Annotated in this window: 11 protein-coding genes; 4 read left to right on the top strand and 7 right to left on the bottom strand. The window is 41.8% G+C overall.

Annotated features, from left to right (window positions below):
- Positions 1–12: 12 nt before the first annotated feature.
- From Xets_RS07765 to serC, 6 genes are all read right to left on the bottom strand, one after another.
- Positions 13–2,358: a ComEC family protein gene (locus tag Xets_RS07765; RefSeq protein ID WP_187651396.1), complete on the bottom strand. Its 2,346-nt coding sequence runs from the start codon at positions 2,356–2,358 to the stop codon at positions 13–15.
- A gap of 219 nt (positions 2,359–2,577) precedes the next feature.
- Positions 2,578–2,868 (bottom strand): integration host factor subunit beta, encoded by a 291-nt coding sequence (gene ihfB / locus Xets_RS07760; RefSeq protein WP_045969974.1) that lies wholly within the window; start codon positions 2,866–2,868, stop codon positions 2,578–2,580.
- A gap of 74 nt (positions 2,869–2,942) precedes the next feature.
- Positions 2,943–4,616 carry a 30S ribosomal protein S1 gene (gene rpsA / locus Xets_RS07755; RefSeq protein WP_099133860.1) on the bottom strand — a complete coding sequence of 558 codons (1,674 nt, stop codon included), beginning with the start codon at positions 4,614–4,616 and terminating at the stop codon, positions 2,943–2,945.
- Positions 4,617–4,809: 193 nt separating this feature from the next.
- Positions 4,810–5,496, bottom strand: coding sequence for a (d)CMP kinase (gene cmk, locus Xets_RS07750; protein ID WP_099133861.1), 687 nt, complete (start codon positions 5,494–5,496; stop codon positions 4,810–4,812).
- 171 nt (positions 5,497–5,667) lie between these two features.
- Entirely contained in the window at positions 5,668–6,960 is a 1,293-nt protein-coding gene (gene aroA, locus Xets_RS07745; RefSeq protein WP_099133862.1) for a 3-phosphoshikimate 1-carboxyvinyltransferase, read from the bottom strand.
- 91 nt (positions 6,961–7,051) lie between these two features.
- Complete coding sequence (gene serC, locus Xets_RS07740; protein ID WP_099133863.1) at positions 7,052–8,140, bottom strand: 3-phosphoserine/phosphohydroxythreonine transaminase; 1,089 nt, start codon at positions 8,138–8,140, stop codon at positions 7,052–7,054.
- 524 nt (positions 8,141–8,664) lie between these two features.
- On the opposite strand from serC, the gene Xets_RS07735 reads away from it, so the two are divergent.
- A complete protein-coding gene (locus tag Xets_RS07735) occupies positions 8,665–10,041 on the top strand; it encodes a metallophosphoesterase (protein ID WP_099133864.1) in 1,377 nt (458 codons plus the stop codon).
- 63 nt (positions 10,042–10,104) lie between these two features.
- Here the strand turns inward: Xets_RS07735 and ansB are convergent, their stop codons facing one another.
- The gene (gene ansB / locus Xets_RS07730; protein ID WP_099133865.1) at positions 10,105–11,148 is read right to left on the bottom strand and encodes an L-asparaginase 2; all 1,044 of its coding nucleotides are present in this window, start codon (positions 11,146–11,148) and stop codon (positions 10,105–10,107) included.
- A gap of 147 nt (positions 11,149–11,295) precedes the next feature.
- Between ansB and ycaO the strand changes: the two genes are divergently transcribed.
- From ycaO to pflB, 3 genes are all read left to right on the top strand, one after another.
- The gene (gene ycaO / locus Xets_RS07725) at positions 11,296–13,059 is read left to right on the top strand and encodes a 30S ribosomal protein S12 methylthiotransferase accessory factor YcaO (RefSeq protein WP_187651395.1); all 1,764 of its coding nucleotides are present in this window, start codon (positions 11,296–11,298) and stop codon (positions 13,057–13,059) included.
- Positions 13,060–13,383: 324 nt separating this feature from the next.
- Entirely contained in the window at positions 13,384–14,241 is an 858-nt protein-coding gene (gene focA / locus Xets_RS07720) for a formate transporter FocA (protein ID WP_099133867.1), read from the top strand.
- A 54-nt stretch (positions 14,242–14,295) separates the two neighbouring features.
- Positions 14,296–16,578: a formate C-acetyltransferase gene (gene pflB / locus Xets_RS07715; protein ID WP_099133868.1), complete on the top strand. Its 2,283-nt coding sequence runs from the start codon at positions 14,296–14,298 to the stop codon at positions 16,576–16,578.
- Positions 16,579–16,656 lie beyond the last annotated feature (78 nt).

Below are 16,656 nucleotides of genomic sequence, written 5' to 3'. Positions count from 1 at the left end.
TAGCGAATCATTCTACTCATGATCGCCACGAATACCAAACCACTGATGATACCATCGTGATACTATTTGTTGTCGATAACCTTTTAATTTAATGTCATCGCGATAAAAATAGCCGGTTATCTGACCAGAAACTGCTGTGCTATGCCACTCAATGTCAGCATTTTTATAGCGTTGTTTCACTTTCACAGAAGGCAGTCTCCACGGGCTATAGCGAGCCACTGAAGCCAAAGCATATTGAGGCATAACTCTGCGTATAAATACCGAAGTAGAAGAGGTGTTACTCCCATGATGAGGTACTTGTAATATTGTTGTATGCAGATGATTCTTTTCAAGCTCCAATAAGCGGTATTCACCCCGCTTTTCCAAATCTCCTGTTAATAATAGACTGTACTTACCGTCATCAATACGGATCACGCAAGATTGATCATTGCCAACTATAGCCGTCTTTTCTGGTGGCCAAAGAACTGCAAAATGTAACCCCTGCCATGTCCACCGCTCACCACGGACACAAGGTAAATGAGCCTGATTCAATGAAGGGCTTCTAATTTGGCTATCGGGATATTTTTCAAGTAGATATTCCATTCCTCCCGTATGATCCAAATGATCATGGCTCAGGATTATTTGCTCTGGTGTTAACCGATGCCAACGTAAATAAGGTCCAATAACTTTTTCTGCCATGCTGCCCGTTTCCCAACGATTGCCTGTATCAAAAACAATCGCTTTTCCTCCCTTATCAATGACCACAGCTAATCCATGCCCCACATCCAGCATTGAAAAACGCCATTGAAAATCATTGGGACGCTTGGAATAACACGCAATAATTCCAATGCAAATTCCCAACAACCATTTATAAGATCTCCACCAACCTAAGCGCCAAATCACAACAAAAAACCAGCCTACTAACGTAGTGACAATAGGATAGTGCCCTGTTTCAAACCATGAATGCGCCAAGATAGGTAAGGGTGCCAAAGCAAATAAAACGCTGTAATCAACAAGCTGCCATAAAAATGGTTGGATAACCGGAAGAAAGATACAAACTATCCCCAACATAACCAGTGGAACAGATAAAAAAGAGATAATCGGAACAGCCCATAAATTAGCCACCAATGATGCAATATTAACGCTCTGAAATAACAAAAGCTGCAACGGCAACAACATTAACAACATGCCCAACTGCATATGCAGCCCGCGCAGCCATGACCATTGCCAACCCTGATGTATTTTTCCTGGCAAAGGCATCCAATAAAACCAAAATAACAGTGCCATCACCGCAGTAAATGAGAGCCAGAAACTGTCAGAAAGTATTGCCAAAGGATCGAAAAATAAAATAAGTGCAGCACTCCATAAAGCCCATTGCCATGAAAAACAAAGCCTGCTTTTACATCGTAAATAAATCCACAAGGTTAGCCCCAATATTGCCCGAACAGCTGGAATTCCCCAACCAGACAACCATCCATACAGCATTGCGGTTAACCAGCCCATGATCAATGGAAAGCGAAACCCAATCCATTTTGCAGGAAAGAAAAATTGCGCCATTCTTGCAAAACTCCAGCCAAATAAACTGGCCATTGCAATATGCAGCCCTGAAATGGCCATCAGATGGGCAATACCTGTCTGCTGCAATAGCAAGCGAGTGGATTTATCCAACCACGCCCTTTCACCAAACGAGAGTGCTAATGCAATACCCGCCTGTTTTAACGGCTGAATGTTTGATAATAACTTATTAATGAAATATTGCCGAAGGTTACAGTTTTTATCGAGTGGTTTTGCCTCAATAATTTTTCCATTCAATGGCTGGCGAATAGAAAGTGAATATCGTTGGCTATCAAAACTACCATGATTTAATTGAGCATGAACAGGCCTGAGTTTCATTTTCACCTGCCATTTCTGACCAGCACATAGCAACTCTTGAGAGTTCCATAATACTGACGCATATAAGGCAGGAATAATATATTTCCCATTACTCTCAATCAACCTAATACGATAACGTGCCTTTTTATCATCCTCCTTCGTATTATTTTCCAATGATACACTATCAATCATAACGATTGCAGTACGGGACGTTTCGCTGAAATAAGTGACTTGTGCCAATATATGATGGCCATGCCAACATCCGAAAATAAACGCCCATAATCCTAATGATATTAGTCGTATAATTTTATTAGGAAAAAATAACAAGCAAAATGCAATGATAACCAGGTATTGAATAACTTTTTGTTGAGGAAGCTCTGCAAGAAATAATAAGGGAAAAACTCCCAATATAATGACTAATGCAGCCAAATTTAGACTGATAAGTGGCGGCGGTTTCCGCCAAATGGTGAATAAATAGGTAAAAAGAGAAAGTATTATAGGCTGCATCCATTATGTCTCTGTGCTGATATTCCATTCACGCAAGAGAGATTATTACACAGTAGTTCTTATCGCTAGTTAGAGAAATGTTATTGTGGAGTCGCTTCGCAAATTAACTTTTAAGCAGAAGAAACGATTCAAAAAAATACGTCTATTCTCACAAAAACCAGAAACACAAAAAACGGCACCCTAGGGCGCCGTTAGTTTAATTAAGTAATAACTGATATCTTAGCTATCGCTATAGATATTCACGCGGTCACGCAATTCTTTACCGGGTTTAAAGTGAGGAACGTATTTACCGTCCAATTCCACTTTATCACCTGTTTTTGGATTACGGCCCACACGCGGAGCCCGGTAGTGAAGAGAAAAGCTGCCGAATCCGCGAACTTCAATACGTTCACCTGCGGCTAGTGTTTCTGCCATATGATCAAGCATTTCTTTCACTGCATCTTCAACGGCTTTGGCCGGCATGTGAGATTGCTGCTCTGCAAGTCTTTCGATTAATTCAGACTTGGTCATGGTACCTCCCTAAACTACCGTATTCGGGTAATATTCTCATTATAGAGAATATTACCCGCCGTTATTGACTTAGATTATTCGCCTTTAGCTGCTTTGAAAGCTTCAGCCATTGCATTGTTAGCGAAGTTTGTGTCTTCTTGTTTGTTCACAGAAGCGATAGCGTCTTTTTCATCAGCTTCGTCTTTTGCACGAACAGACAGGTTGATTACGCGGTTTTTGCGATCAACGCCAACATATTTAGCTTCAACTTCATCGCCAACGTTCAGAACTTGAGTTGCATCTTCAACGCGGTCACGAGAAGCTTCTGATGCACGCAGGTAACCTTCAACGCCGTCAGCTAATTCAACTGTAGCACCTTTTGCGTCAACTGCAGTGACTTTACCAGTAACAATTACACCTTTCTTGTTTACAGACAGGTAATTGTTGAATGGATCTTCTGCCAGTTGCTTGATGCCCAGAGAGATACGCTCACGCTCTGCATCTACTTGCAGAACTACAGCAGCGATTTCGTCGCCTTTCTTGTATTCACGAACTGCTTCTTCACCTGCAACGTTCCAGGAGATGTCAGACAAGTGAACCAGACCGTCGATGCCGCCTTCCAGACCGATGAAGATACCAAAGTCAGTGATAGACTTGATTTTACCTTCAACGCGATCGTTCTTGTTGTGAGTCTCAGCAAATTGCTGCCAAGGGTTAGCTTTGCACTGTTTCAGGCCCAGGGAGATACGACGACGTTCTTCATCGATATCCAGAACCATAACTTCCACAACGTCACCAACGTTAACAACTTTGGATGGGTGGATGTTCTTGTTGGTCCAATCCATTTCTGAAACGTGTACCAGACCTTCAACGCCTTCTTCGATTTCAACGAAGCAGCCGTAATCAGTCAGGTTAGTTACGCGACCAGTCAGTTTAGTACTTTCTGGATAACGTTTAGCGATTGCTACCCATGGATCTTCACCCAGTTGTTTCAGACCCAGAGATACGCGAGTACGCTCACGGTCGAATTTCAGTACCTTAACTGTGATTTCATCGCCCACATTGACGATTTCGCTTGGGTGTTTAACACGTTTCCAAGCCATATCAGTAATGTGCAGCAGGCCATCAACGCCGCCCAGATCAACGAATGCACCGTAGTCAGTCAGGTTCTTAACGATACCTTTAACTTCCATGCCTTCTTGCAAGTTTTCCAGCAGCTGATCACGTTCTGCGCTGTTTTCAGATTCGATAACTGCACGACGAGAAACAACTACGTTGTTGCGTTTCTGATCCAGCTTGATGACTTTGAACTCAAGCTCTTTGCCTTCAAGGTGAGCAGTGTCACGAACTGGGCGAACGTCAACCAGTGAACCTGGCAGGAACGCACGGATACCGTTCAGTTCTACAGTGAAGCCACCTTTTACTTTGCCATTGATAATACCAGTGACAGTTTCAGCTTCTTCGTATGCTTTTTCCAGCATCAGCCATGCTTCGTGACGTTTCGCTTTCTCACGAGACAAGACAGTTTCACCAAAACCATCTTCTACCGCATCCAAAGCTACGTCGATTTCATCGCCAACTTGGATTTCCAGCTCACCTTGAGCATTTTTGAATTGTTCTACAGGAATTGCAGATTCTGATTTCAGGCCTGCGTCAACCAATACAACGTCTTTATCGATAGCAACCACAACACCACGAACGATGGCGCCTGGACGGGTTTCGATAGCCTGTAGGGATTCTTCAAAGAGTTGAGCAAAAGATTCTGTCATGTTTATGATCTTCAAGATTTTTAATTAACGTCCATCTAGCTTCCAGCCGAATGGGGTTGTTTTACATACCTCGCAACTTTTCCCTGTTACAAGGTGTTTTAGTGTACCAGAATATTTCACTACCAATACACCAGAATTCTATATACATCTTCTCGATACACTACTGCAATAGTGTATTTGAGAAAATTAACGATTATGCGGGTATTTCCAGCGCGTTTCTCACATAAGCCAGTGCTTTATCAATCACGTCTTCGATAGACATGCTGGTCGAATCCAGGATCAATGCATCTTTTGCCGGCACTAAAGGCGCAACGGCCCGATTGCGATCGCGGAAGTCCCGTTCTTGTATCTCGGACAAAAGATTTTCAAAGTTAACACTAAAACCTCTCTCCTGCAACTGCAACATACGTCTGCGGGCGCGTTCTTCCGCACTTGCATCAAGAAATATTTTCACTGGCGCGTCAGGAAATACAACGGTTCCCATATCACGACCATCAGCTATCAGTCCAGGGACAATACGGAAAGCTCTCTGCCGACGTAAAAGTGCTTCACGGACACGTGGGAATGTCGCCGCCTGTGAAGCCGTATTTCCAACAGCTTCGGTACGAATTTCATTGCTGACATCTTCGCCTTCCAGAATAACCCGGAGTTTGCCATTTGCAGGCACAAAACGAACATCCAGGTTTGCAGCCAGAGGAACCAGTGCGTCTTCAGACTGGATATCCACCTGATGATGGATGGCAGCCAGTGCCAATACACGATAAATGGCACCTGAATCAAGCAACTGCCAATCTAACGCTTCCGCCAATGCCTGACATAGTGTTCCCTTGCCAGCACCACTTGGCCCATCAACGGTTATTACTGGGGCTATCGCCGCCATCATTATCCTCCTTTTCGCATAACATTCGTATAACAGACAGGTCATTTACCGAATGCAAAAAATTGCTTAATTAGTAAGCAATAAAAACCTGTCTTATTATACGCGCTCAGCAAATGAGAGAAACAGGCAAAACCCATTTATTTCTGTCCCTACCTACTTTTGCCTCTCCGTCTATTTGGCGTACTGGCTGAGCTTTTCAAGCTGATTGAAATAATCTGGGAATGTCTTTGCTGTACAGCCTGGATCAAGGATGGTGACTGGGGTATCCGACAGAGCCACCAACGAGAAACACATCGCAATGCGGTGATCATTATAGGTCTTAATTTCAGCATGATTGAGCTTTTCTGGCGGAGAAATTCGAATATAATCATGTCCCTCTTCCACTTCGGCACCTATTTTTCTCAATTCAGTTGCCATTGCATTTAGCCGATCAGTTTCTTTTACCCGCCAATTGTAGATATTGCGGATAACGGTTTCTCCCTGTGCAAACAACGCGGTCGTCGCAATTGTCATTGCAGCGTCAGGAATAGCATTCATATCCATATCAATGCCTGTCAATGTACCGCGTTCACATTCAACAAAATCATCCCCCCAACGAATAGTTGCCCCCATCTGTTCTAACACATTGGCAAATTTGGTATCCCCTTGCAGGCTATTCCTGCCAATGCCCGTGACACGAACGGTTCCACCTTTAATTGCCGCCGCAGCCAGAAAATAAGATGCCGATGAAGCATCACCTTCCACCAAATATTGTCCCGGAGACAAATATTGCTGCTGACCTTTAATGTGAAACACCTGATATTGTCCATTGTCTACCGTTACACCAAAACTTTTCATCAGTGCCAATGTAATATCAATATAAGGTTTAGAAACCAAATCACCTTGTATGCGAATTTCCGTATCGTTTTTTGCCAATGGAGCTGCCATCAACAAGGCGGTTAGGAACTGACTGGAAACACTACCGTCAACGGTAACTTTTCCGCCTAAAAACCCCCCTTTGATATGTAAAGGTGGGTAATTTTCCTGTTCAAGATAATCAATTTCTGCTCCGCCTTGACGCAATGCATCAACTAAGTGACCAATTGGACGCTCTTTCATACGAGGTTCACCGGTCAATACCACGTCCATACCGCCGTTTCCTAAACATAGAGCCGCGGCCAATGGACGCATTGCTGTACCAGCATTGCCCAAAAACAGTTCGATGCCGCTTTTGCCCGTAATACGGCCTCCAATGCCATCTACTTCACAGTTAGTACGATCAGCAGAGAGACGATAGGAAATACCTAATGCAGTCAGAGCATTAAGCATGTAACGGATATCATCGCTATCCAACAAATTGGTCAATCGGGTTGTTCCCTTAGCGAGAGCAGCAAGTAACAAAGCGCGGTTAGAAACGCTTTTAGAACCAGGCAAGTTAATTGTTCCATTAATATGGGAAATAGGTTGTAACGTCAGGGATTGCATAAAGGGAGGAATCTCCAGATATGATTTTAGTTGTTAGGATAAATCGAGGATTTTAAGATCGGGAGACTTTACCCCTCCCGACGATAAAAAATTATGCATTGCGGCGTTCAAAATCAGCCATAAATTCAACTAATGCTTTCACACCTTCATAAGGCATGGCGTTATAAATCGAAGCACGAGCGCCACCCGCAACTTTGTGCCCTTTCAATGCATGTAACCCGTGTGCATAAGCTTCTTCCAAAAACTGGCTATCTAACGCTGGGTTAGCCAGTTGGAATGGCACATTCATGATAGAACGGTTTTGAGGAGCAACACGGTTGATATACAACTTACTGTTATCAACCGCATGATAAAGGTGTTCGGCTTTAGCATGATTGCGTTTACTGATTTCTTGTAGCCCTCCCTGCTCTTTCAACCATTTGAATACCATGCCAGACAAATACCATGCAAATGTCGGGGGCGTGTTATACATGGAGTCGTATTGAACCTGCACAGTATAATCCAGAATAGATGGCGTATGCTGGTGTGCTTTACCCAGTAGATCTTCACGAATAATGACAACGGTAATCCCTGCTGGCCCAATATTTTTTTGTGCCCCAGCATAAATGACACCATAACGGCTAACATCAATTGGTGCAGAGAGAATGGTTGAAGAGTAATCGGCAATGACAATTTTATCATCACCAAAATTAGGCTCTTCAAAAATGGCAATGCCTTCAATAGTTTCATTAGGACAATAATGGATATAGGCAGCATCACTGCTCAACGCCCATTCACTCATCGGCTTCACACCTTTGACACCGCCCATTTCTGTCCTGATATCAATGATGTTTGGAGTGCAATATTTTTCTGCTTCTTTCGCTGCACATTCAGACCAGTAGCCACTAACGATGTAATCTGCTGTCGGTTTATCACCCAGTAAATTCAGTGGTAACGCCGAAAATTGCCCACGAGCACCGCCATGACAAAACAGTACTTTGTAATTCTCAGGTATTGCTAATAAATCTCGGAGATCTTTTTCTGCTTCTGCCGCAACAGCCACAAACTCTTTGCTACGGTGACTAATTTCCATTACAGATGTCCCCAAGCCGTGCCAGTTGCAAAGTTCCTGCTCTGCACGTCGTAACACTTCTGCTGGCAACATAGCTGGACCAGCGCTGAAATTATATACCTGACTCATTAACTTCACCCTATCAATGGATACAATAAAATCGGACGCATTGGTTTTATCACTCCCGCCTTGCTGCTGCAATAATTATTAAACATTTATTGTAAACTACAATTGTCAACTACAGCATAACTCTCTGATAGATCACCTTATTACAAATAACGCAATAAACTATAATCCGAATAACAAAAAATCAAAAAATCAAAAAATCAAAAAATCAAGCCTGGATAATATCGTCTTTGCTTAACACTCAAAATAAAAACAAACTTAGAATATTAATAATAAAACACACCACTTACCGAAAAGATTTAAATCATAAAATTAAAAAAAACAATTTATTGCATCAAAACCACATTACTTATTCAAATAAATCCTTGACAAAATCAATCGAGACTTTCAAATATACCCTTTTCACGAAACAACAAAAAACGTCTCAACATAAACTCACCTTCATTCTTCAAAACTGAATTATTCATTAATCAAATTAATCAGTAAAATATATCAACAAGTTACGATCATGCTAAAGGAAATAAAAAATGAAAAAAATAAATCAATCTACATTACCCTACCTAATGTTTATTATCTTATTGTTTTTATCTACATTTTCTATTCGTGCACTCAGCTCAACACTTATTAGTATTAAAAATAGCACCGACTCTATTCTGGAATTAGATTCGTCATCCCTAAAAAATGGCACATGGAGTACCAAACCTCCTCAAAAAGTATTAATGGGTGAAAGAGTGAATTTTATGTTTGACAATTCGCGTATGAATAACACCGAAGGCACAGCTGTATACAAAGCCTCAGATGGCGCCAAAATAACTATACATTGGAACATTCCCTTTTTTGGAAAAAATTCATATGATATTACCACGAATAAACAAGATAGCTATTTAACGGGATATTCTTTAATACATGGAGAGAATACCGGAATAAGAGTCACATTCCTTAAAAAACACTTAACCAGAAATTATAAGGTCATTGTAATGTCTGATCCGCAGCCATGGAGATTAGAAACCGGAGATCCAAACGCTTTTGCAAATGAGGAACCTTGGAAAAACAGAAACCGCAATGTTGTAAAAAGCATTAACGAGTTACACCTACAAGGATTAGTAGATTTCGGTATTATCAATGGTGATATGACTGAGTTTGGTCGCCAGAACACCAGAGATGACTTCTATTTAATATACAATAAATTATTATTCCCATTTTATTTTGGCCTTGGTAATCATGACTACCAAAACAATGTAAATGATTGTACGGAATATTGGCATTTTGATTTTAGTAAAAATGCCTGTGCGAGGTGGTCTGTCGATAATATGGCATCAGAGATAAGTGATAACTATCAGAATGAGCAGCTATTAAATTTCAATAGTGATTATAATAATGATAAACATAGCGGTAGCTTAGCCTATTCATGGGATTTCGGTAATATTCATTATGTTCAACTACAGAACTACCCAACTTATTGGGTTACATTGGATCACTATGCCGCCCCAACAATATATATAAAAAATTCGATGGCATGGTTAAAAACCGATTTAACAAAAGCCTATTCCAGAGGAAAAGCAAGTATTCTTAATTTTCATGATGGCACGCAAAGTTTTATTCAAAAAAGTACAGATGAACAGAAAAAAGAATTCAAAAATTTAATTGAAAAATATAACGTTATGGCAGTATTTATTGGTCATACTCATCAGGTTAAAGAATCTAATAAAAATGGAGGAGATCCCATCTTTGGTAATGCCAGGATATATAATAGTGGTGCCTTATTCCAAGGTGATTTTCTGTTGATGAATGTAAGAAATAAGTGTATTGATGTTTCAGTTTATAATGGCCGTGATGGTACACCTAGAAAAATTCAAGATTTTCAAGGCACTTGTGGAAAATTAACACACCAACTGAATCAATAGAATTGAAAGTAAAAATATAAAAAGGCGCATCGAATGCGCCTTTTTATATAGTTAAATCAGGAATTAATACTTACCAAACATTTCCTGAATTTTTTCTACATCAGAAGTTTGCGTCAGAGCCAATTGCAGAAGAACGCGGGCTTTCTGTGGGTTCAAACGCTCTGAAGCCACAAAGCCATATTTGCTGTCGTTAACTTCAGCATTCTGGGTAGTGTAGCCGAAAGGAATACGGCTGGAGCGAACGACAACAACACCATTTTTAGCTGCCTTAGTCAATGTGTCAAAAATGGACTTATAGATGTTACCGTTACCTACACCTGCACTGACAATGCCCTGATAACCATTTTCAACGAAAGCTTTTGCTGGCAGATCAGAAGCGTTGGAGTAGTTATAAACGATGCCAACTTTCGGCAATTTATCCAATTCGCTCACATCAAAAACGGCTTTGCTTGCTTTTACAGGTGCCGCAGAATAGTAGCGTACTTTGCCATCGTGAACGAAGCCCTGTGCACCAGCATTCACAGCCTGAAACGCCTGAACTTCAGTTGTGCTCAGTTTACTGATGTCACGACCATGGATCACGGAGTCATTCATCGCCAGCAGCACACCACGGTTTGCTGAGTTTTTATCAGCCGCAACAACAACAGCGTTGTACAGGTTCAACGGACCGTCAGCACCCAGTGCTGTAGATGGACGCATTGCACCAACCATCACGATAGGCTTCTGGCATTGGGTGGTCAGTTCGAGGAAATAAGCAGTTTCTTCCATGGTGTCAGTACCGTGGGTGATAACAAAACCGTCAGTTTTGTCACATTCCGCATTGATTTTCTTCGCCAGAGTCAGCCATACTTGATCGTTCATGTCCTGAGAACCGATGCTGACAACCTGCTCACCTTTCAAATCAGCAATGTTTTTAATTGCTGGTACAGCATTCAGCAACGAATCAATGCCCACTTTACCTGCAGTATAACTAGATTGAGTTGCCGATTCACCCCCCCCAGCAATTGTACCCCCTGTTGCCAAAACAGTAATATTCGGTAAAGCGAAAGCAGAACCGCTAACTAAAGCCAGAAAACCGGCTATTGCTGTTATTTTAGTCTTTTTCATTATTCAACCTCTTGTAAAAAAAGCTATTTTATTATGTAAACCAAGAATAAATAAACTCTAATTAACAATAATTTTTGGGAACTGATAGAGCGGATAAAAAAAACGCCGTATGATATACGCCTTTAACATACATTGAAGTGAATCACGATGACGCAAACCTATATCCCAGGCAAAGACGCCGCGTTAGAGGACTCCATTAACCGCTTTCAGCACAAACTGAAGTCCCTTGGTTTTAATATTGAAGAAGCCTCATGGCTGAATCCTGTTCCGAATGTTTGGTCAGTACATATTCGCGATCGCGACTGCCCACTGTGCTTTACCAATGGCAAGGGTGCCAGCAAGAAAGCTGCATTGGCCTCCGCATTGGGAGAATATTTTGAGCGTCTATCGACAAATTATTTCTTTGCTGATTTTTATCTGGGTGATACCGTTGCTAATAGTGAGTTTGTTCATTACCCAAATGAAAAATGGTTCCCGTTGCCAGAAGATGACTCTCTGCCAGAAGGTATCTTAGACGAACGTCTGCATCGTTTTTACAATCCAGATAATGCGCTTTGTGCTAGCCAATTAGTGGATCTGCAATCTGGTAATGAAGAGCGGGGGATCTGCGCCCTGCCATTTAATCGTCAGTCAGATAATCAAACGATTTATATTCCAATGAATATTGTCGGAAATCTGTATGTTTCAAACGGTATGTCAGCTGGCAATACCATGAACGAAGCGCGTGTACAGGGATTATCTGAAGTATTTGAGCGCTATGTGAAGAACCGCATTATCGCAGAATGCATCAGCCTGCCTGAAATTCCACAAGATATTATGAACCGCTACCCAAGCGTCATTGAATCAGTCAATAAATTGCAGGAAGAAGGCTTTCCTATCTATTGTTACGACGCTTCACTTGGTGGGCAGTTCCCGGTCATTTGCGTCGTACTGTTCAATCCTAATAATGGCACTTGTTTTGCTTCCTTTGGCGCTCATCCTGATTTTGGTGTTGCACTGGAGCGCACAGTCACAGAACTGCTGCAAGGCCGGAGCCTGAAAGATCTGGATGTTTTCACCCCACCAAGCTTTGATAATGAAGAAGTTTCTGAGCATACCAATCTGGAAACTCACTTTATTGATTCCAGCGGTGTAATCAGTTGGGATCTATTCAAGCAAGATGCTGACTATGAGTTTGTTGACTGGAATTTCAGCGGAACAACAGAAGAAGAGTTCACCACCTTGATGGGGATTTTCAATAAACTGGATGCTGAAGTCTATATCGCTGATTATGAGCACCTTGGCATTTACGCCTGCCGCATTCTGGTTCCCGGTATGTCAGATATTTATCCGGTCGAAGATTTGCACATTGCTAATAACACCATGGGAACTCATCTGCGTGATACCATTCTGGCTTTGCCGGAAAGTCAATGGCAACCAGGAGAGTATCTGGCTTTTCTCGAACAGCTAGATGATGAAGGTTTAGATGACTTCACCCGTGTCCGTGAGTTACTGGGAGTTGCGGTAGGTAAAGATAACGGTTGGAGCAACCTGCGTATCGGTGAATTAAAATCCATGCTGGCACTGGCAGGCAATGATTTGGAACAAGCACTGATTTGGGTTGAATGGACACAGGATTTCAATGCTTCTGTTTTCACCGCTGAGCGAGCTAACTATTATCGCTGCCTGCAAACGTTGTTACTGTTAACCCAAGAAGAAGATCGCCAACCAGAGCAATATTATCAGGCATTTGTAAAAATGTACGGCCAAGACACTGTTGATGCTGCTTCAGCGGCCATTGCCGGAGAAAACTGCTTCTATGGTCTATGGCCTATTGATTCAGAATTAAAAGCACTGCCCGCTCATCAAGCATTATTAAATGCTTATGATAAACTGCAAAAAGCTAAGCGTGAATTTTGGACCAATAAATAAACTGTTGCATTAACGTTTATTTATCATAAAAAGTAAAATGCAGGTTAAATATAATTTATTTTGAAATAACAAATAAATGACAATTTAACCTGTTGTTTTACTTTTAATATCTAAAAGGCCAAAACTGCTTATATAAAAAATTTTTATAAATTTTAAAAAATATTTTTCTTTATAAATCATAGTATTAATTCTATCTCACCACATTTAAACTGCCATATTTCATTAGACTTTCGGTCTAATATGATCCATATCAAATTCAGGTCAATCCCCGTTTGTTACTATCAATGCGTGCTATGATTAATTAAGGATAAAGAGAGTGTTAGGATGAAAACTGACAACCCTTTCAATTTATTTTCACCTGCTGTAATGGCACAAATCGCTGATGACATTGGTGTATATAAAGTCAATAAACATCCCACAGTGACTTATTTATCGGCAATCATGGCAGGTGTATTTATTTCCATTGCTTTTGTTTTTTATATTACGGCAACAACAGGAACCTCTTCCATTCCTTATGGATTAGCTAAATTAACGGGTGGGATCTGTTTTTCCCTTGGTTTGATGCTGGTGGTTATATGCGGCGTCGATCTTTTCACTTCCACTGTGTTGACGATTATTTCAAAAGCGACGGGGCGTATTACCTGGTCTCAAATGATCAAAAACTGGATTAACGTTTACATCGGTAATCTGATTGGCGCCCTGTTTTTCGTGGCCTTGGTTTGGTACTCCGGCCAATATGCCGTTGCCAATGGAACCTGGGGACTGAATGTATTACAGACAGCAGATCATAAAATGCACCATTCCTTTATCGAGGCGATATGCCTGGGTATTTTAGCCAATCTGATGGTATGTCTTGCGGTCTGGATGAGTTATGCCGGACGCAGTTTGATCGATAAATTATTCGCACTGATCCTGCCAATTGGCATGTTTGTCGCCAGCGGTTTTGAACACAGTATCGCCAACATGTTTTTAATTCCGTTTGGGATCATTATCAAAAACTTCGCCCCAGATGAATTTTGGTTGAAAGTAGGAACAACCCCTGAACGATTTCCTCAACTTAATGTTGCAAGTTTTATTACCGATAACCTGATCCCTGTCACGATCGGTAACATCATTGGTGGTGCGGTATTGGTTGGATTGACTTATTGGTTGATTTATTTACGTGGCGGCAAAAATCATTAATTCGCCTCTACATCAGATTTCTTAAAAGTTCCACTGTTAAAAGGTAGAAGTATCATGTCCGAGTTAAACGAAAAATTCTCAGTAGCATGGCAAGGCTTTAACGAGGGTAGCTGGCAGAATGAAGTCAATGTCCGTGATTTCATCCAGAAAAACTATACCCCGTATGAAGGTGATGAATCATTCCTCGCGGGCGCCACAGAAGCAACAAATGCTTTGTGGGAAAAAGTCATGGAAGGTATCAAAATCGAAAACCGCACCCATGCACCGATAGATTTTGATACTGACATTGCGTCTACAATTACCTCTCATGATGCGGGTTATATTGAAAAAGATCTGGAACAAATTGTTGGCCTGCAAACCGAAGCACCACTAAAACGTGCCATTATTCCATTTGGCGGCATTAAAATGGTTGAAGGTTCCTGTAAAGCTTACAATCGTGACCTGGACCCAAAACTGAAACAAATTTTCACTGAATATCGTAAGACGCATAATCAGGGCGTATTTGATGTTTACACCCCCGATATTCTGAAATGCCGTAAATCTGGTGTATTGACTGGCTTGCCTGACGCCTATGGCCGTGGTCGCATTATCGGTGATTACCGTCGCGTTGCATTGTACGGAATCGACTTCCTGCGTGACGAAAAGTTTGCCCAATTCACTTCCCTACAGGAAAAATTGGAAAACGGCGAAAACCTGGAAGCTACCATTCGTTTGCGCGAAGAACTCGCCGAACAGCATCGTGCTCTTGGTCAAATCAAAGAGATGGCTGCTAAACATGGCTATGATATTTCCAATCCTGCTACCAATGCCAAAGAAGCCGTGCAATGGACTTATTTTGCCTATCTGGCAGCCGTTAAATCCCAAAACGGGGCTGCAATGTCCTTTGGTCGTGTTTCGACCTTCCTGGATATCTATATCGAACGTGATATTCAGGCAGGTAAATTAACTGAACAACAAGCTCAAGAGCTGATCGATCATTTGGTCATGAAACTGCGCATGGTACGTTTCCTGCGTACTCCGGAGTATGATGAGCTGTTTTCTGGCGACCCAATTTGGGCAACCGAATCACTGGCTGGTATGGGTTTAGATGGACGCACCCTTGTAACCAAAAACAGTTTCCGTTTCCTGCATACGCTATATACCATGGGGCCATCCCCAGAACCTAACATGACCATCCTATGGTCTGAAAAACTGCCTGTTAACTTTAAAAAGTTTGCAGCAAAAGTCTCTATCGACACCTCATCCCTGCAATATGAAAATGATGACCTGATGCGCCCTGACTTCAACAGCGATGATTACGCTATCGCATGCTGCGTCAGCCCAATGGTTGTTGGTAAACAAATGCAGTTCTTCGGCGCCCGTGCAAACCTTGCAAAAACCATGTTGTATGCCATCAACGGCGGCGTGGATGAAAAAATGAAAATGCAAGTTGGCCCGAAAGAAGAGCCAATGAAAGATGCGGTGCTAGATTATGACAAGGTTATGGCGCGTATGGATCACTTCATGGATTGGCTGGCAAAACAATATGTCACTGCCCTGAATATTATCCACTACATGCATGACAAATACAGCTATGAAGCTTCATTAATGGCACTGCACGATCGTGATGTATACCGTACTATGGCATGTGGTATCGCAGGCCTATCCGTTGCCGCTGACTCATTGTCTGCCATTAAATACGCGAAAGTTTCCCCAATCCGCGATGAAGATGGCTTAGCAATTGATTTCAACATTGAAGGTGAATACCCACAATTCGGTAACAACGATCCACGTGTCGATGATATCGCTTGTGATCTGGTTGAACGCTTCATGAGGAAAATTCAGAAACTGCAAACATACCGTAATGCTGTTCCAACACAGTCTGTACTGACTATTACCTCAAACGTGGTTTATGGTAAGAAAACGGGGAATACTCCTGATGGACGTCGTGCTGGCGCACCATTCGGACCAGGCGCTAATCCAATGCACGGACGTGATCAAAAAGGTGCAGTTGCTTCATTGACTTCGGTCGCTAAACTGCCGTTTGCCTATGCCAAAGATGGTATTTCATACACATTCTCTATTGTACCTAATGCACTGGGTAAAGATGATGAAGTACGTAAAGCAAATCTGGCGGGCCTGATGGACGGTTATTTCCATCACGAAGCAGATATCGAAGGTGGTCAGCACCTGAACATTAACGTGATGAACCGCGAAATGCTGTTGGATGCCATGGAAAATCCTGAGAAATACCCGCAATTGACTATTCGCGTATCTGGTTACGCTGTGCGGTTTAATTCTTTGACTAAAGAACAGCAACGGGACGTTATCACCCGTACATTTACTCAAACCATGTAATGATTAAAATATAGTGTAATGACGTGAAATAGAGTCAATGAGAATCGCGTTAACGTAAAATGTCATTATTTCTATTGA

Source organism: Xenorhabdus sp. TS4 (assembly GCF_014467265.1).
Taxonomy (GTDB): Bacteria; Pseudomonadota; Gammaproteobacteria; order Enterobacterales; family Enterobacteriaceae; genus Xenorhabdus; species Xenorhabdus ehlersii.
The sequence above is the reverse complement of the archived record's forward strand: the minus strand, read 5'-3'. Positions and strand labels throughout refer to the sequence as shown.

What these genes read in the sequence shown, in the direction of transcription:
- serC (WP_099133863.1), bottom strand. Translation starts at nt 8,140, where the DNA reads ATGAGTCAGGTATATAATTTCAGCGCTGGTCCAGCTATGTTGCCAGCA.
- pflB (WP_099133868.1), top strand. Translation starts at nt 14,296, where the DNA reads ATGTCCGAGTTAAACGAAAAATTCTCAGTAGCATGGCAAGGCTTTAAC.
- Xets_RS07735 (WP_099133864.1), top strand. Translation starts at nt 8,665, where the DNA reads ATGAAAAAAATAAATCAATCTACATTACCCTACCTAATGTTTATTATC.
- rpsA (WP_099133860.1), bottom strand. Translation starts at nt 4,616, where the DNA reads ATGACAGAATCTTTTGCTCAACTCTTTGAAGAATCCCTACAGGCTATC.
- ihfB (WP_045969974.1), bottom strand. Translation starts at nt 2,868, where the DNA reads ATGACCAAGTCTGAATTAATCGAAAGACTTGCAGAGCAGCAATCTCAC.
- ycaO (WP_187651395.1), top strand. Translation starts at nt 11,296, where the DNA reads ATGACGCAAACCTATATCCCAGGCAAAGACGCCGCGTTAGAGGACTCC.
- Xets_RS07765 (WP_187651396.1), bottom strand. Translation starts at nt 2,358, where the DNA reads ATGCAGCCTATAATACTTTCTCTTTTTACCTATTTATTCACCATTTGG.
- aroA (WP_099133862.1), bottom strand. Translation starts at nt 6,960, where the DNA reads ATGCAATCCCTGACGTTACAACCTATTTCCCATATTAATGGAACAATT.
- cmk (WP_099133861.1), bottom strand. Translation starts at nt 5,496, where the DNA reads ATGGCGGCGATAGCCCCAGTAATAACCGTTGATGGGCCAAGTGGTGCT.
- ansB (WP_099133865.1), bottom strand. Translation starts at nt 11,148, where the DNA reads ATGAAAAAGACTAAAATAACAGCAATAGCCGGTTTTCTGGCTTTAGTT.
- focA (WP_099133867.1), top strand. Translation starts at nt 13,384, where the DNA reads ATGAAAACTGACAACCCTTTCAATTTATTTTCACCTGCTGTAATGGCA.